This window comes from Labrenzia sp. OB1 (assembly GCF_001624695.1).
In the GTDB taxonomy this organism is placed as follows: Bacteria; Pseudomonadota; Alphaproteobacteria; order Rhizobiales; family Stappiaceae; genus Roseibium.
Genome location: NZ_JSEP01000072.1, coordinates 1 through 2369, shown reverse-complemented (window position 1 = coordinate 2369; position 2369 = coordinate 1). Strand labels below are relative to the sequence as shown.

The window sequence follows — 2369 nt, the reverse complement described above, 5'->3', positions numbered from 1 at the left end:
AGAATGTGGTTTATCGTCTGCCAAAGGCCGGTATCGCGCCAGGAATAGAAATAGCCTCGCACGGTGGAAGCCGGGGGAAAGTCCTTCGGCAGTGCCCGCCACTGACAGCCGCTGCCCGCGATATAAAGGACCGCGTTCACCACCTCTCGCATGTCGGTCTTGCGTGGCCGACCGCCGGATTTGGCCGGAGGGATCAGCGGCGCCAAAATCGCCCATTCCCGATCCATCAAATCAGTTGGATAACGCAGATCGTCCCGGTTATGCTGTTTGCGAGTGATATCATCCCAGGGCATTCGATCMTCCATCTTCTCGACAAAGACGGTTGAATCACAACCCTTTGATATCACTCAACTACTTTTAAATCAGGCTCTGAGTAAAGAATGAAACTTTTGTGTTGAAAATTTCTGAGAGAGAACCTAAGCATAATTAGCAAATACCTACGCAGTTTATCGGCGTAAAGTATCGTCAAAATCACCTAATTTCTAGGATGTGTCGTTGGTTTCTTATAGTTCGTTTACGACTCGTTTGGCGCGAGTTTCCAGTGCATTCCTGTTCGCCTTCGTTTCAATTTTTTCCACAATTGACGGCGGGCCAGTCGCCTCGGCTGCGGTGGACGGTGAAGCTATTGCTGGCGTGATGCCGGTTTACGGCACTTCCCCAAAGCAAACTAGTCACACCGGAGCTTTTTCGGAACAGATAGATTTCGAAATCCCAGAGCAGCGCGGTCTGGAGCCAAAGCTGGGCCTTCGTTACATGTCCTCCGATTTGGATAGCTATGGGATGGCTAGCCTCCTGGGGGCAGGTTGGCGATTAACTGGAACTTCGAGCATTGAGCGCGCGACAGCGCGTAGAGCCGTGCCTCGTTTCAACAATCAGGACATCTGGTTGCTGGACGGACAGGAACTTGTGCCCTGTCCGAGTAGCCAGTCCTCAACAAATGTGACTGTACCTCCCGGATGCGCTGCGGGAGGTACACACTCGACTTGGGTTGAAAGCTATCAGAGAATAAAACTCGACATAACTACAAATACCTGGACTATTACCGCCAGAAATGGATTGAAATTTGTTTATAAGCCCGTTTCGGAATTTACAAGTTATGATCAGAGCAACGATGTTGAACTCAGAATTACAAACGAATATAGATATTTGATCTCAGAGAAGATTGATACGCTTGGAAAAGCAGTCCACTATAGCTATGAATGCGAAGAGTTGGTCGCCTGCAGGCCCTCCAAAGTTTCCTACGACGCCGGGGAAGTCGACTTTTTCTACGAATCTAGGCCGGACGTCGTTTCATATGCGACTGGTTTGTCGATCGCGAAAGTAAGCAACCGTCTATCGTACGTCTTGGTTAAGTCGGCAGGAGTGCTCAGGCGGGCTTATGTGATCAGTTACGCAGAAAGTTCTGCAACTGGTCGTTCGCTTGTGACCTCGCTCCAAGAAATTGGTAGCGATGCCAAATTTGAAGGAGGGCGCCTCGTTTCCGGAACGCGTATGCCTGCGTATGCTTTTCAATATGTTCAAGTTGATCCATTTCCGGTGCGCGTCGCTGATGGCCTTGATATCGAAGGCTTGTACGAGCAGCTATATGGCAATCGATATCTTAGGCCACCTGAAGAGTTCTTCGCTTTTGGCGATTTCGGCAATGATCGGCAATTGCGTGTCATTGTCGGCATTGATGGTACTGTCATAACGGGTGAAGACCCTCCTAGAGTGTTCTACACGGCACCGAACCATGTCTATTTCCTTAAGGATAATCATAGCCATCGAAAATCGATAAATCTCTATTGGGATAATTCTAGCAATCCTGAAATTAAGGCAAAATTTATTGCGGACTTTGATGGGGATGGTCTAGACGATTTTATCTCTACCAAAAGAAGTGGGCAGCTTACTGGACAGTACTACTCTGGGTCGACGCAACAATCCTGGAGTAATGTCTCAGCGACAGACATTCCGAAAGATGTCAACGGTGATGGCCTCGCAGATGCTGTCAACATTACCTACGGGGCTGTAAACGGAAGCCCTGGGCCGAATTTTGTCGCGCGTCTGTCCAACGGCGCCGATGCTTTTGAACCTAAGAGCCTGATTTAAAAGTAGTTGAGTGATATCAAAGGGTTGTGATTCAACCGTCTTTGTCGAGAAGATGGAGGATCGAATGCCCTGGGATGATATCACTCGCAAACAGCATAACCGGGACGATCTGCGTTATCCAACTGATTTGATGGATCGGGAATGGGCGATTTTGGCGCCGCTGATCCCTCCGGCCAAATCCGGCGGTCGGCCACGCAAGACCGACATGCGAGAGGTGGTGAACGCGGTCCTTTATATCGCGGGCAGCGGCTGTCAGTGGCGGGCACTGCCGAAGGACTTTC

General features: G+C 49.8%; 3 protein-coding genes. 2 read left to right on the top strand and 1 reads right to left on the bottom strand.

Annotated features, from left to right (window positions below; all coding sequences use genetic code 11):
• On the bottom strand, positions 1–293 hold a 293-nt coding region (locus OA90_RS27660), incomplete at its 3' end, for a transposase (protein ID WP_156510733.1).
• A gap of 202 nt (positions 294–495) precedes the next feature.
• On the opposite strand from OA90_RS27660, the gene OA90_RS27655 reads away from it, so the two are divergent.
• The gene (locus OA90_RS27655; protein WP_068420245.1) at positions 496–2088 is read left to right on the top strand and encodes a SpvB/TcaC N-terminal domain-containing protein; all 1593 of its coding nucleotides are present in this window, start codon (positions 496–498) and stop codon (positions 2086–2088) included.
• Between the two features lie 64 nt (positions 2089–2152).
• A partial coding sequence (locus OA90_RS27650; RefSeq protein WP_156510582.1) for a transposase occupies positions 2153–2369 on the top strand: 217 nt, incomplete at its 3' end.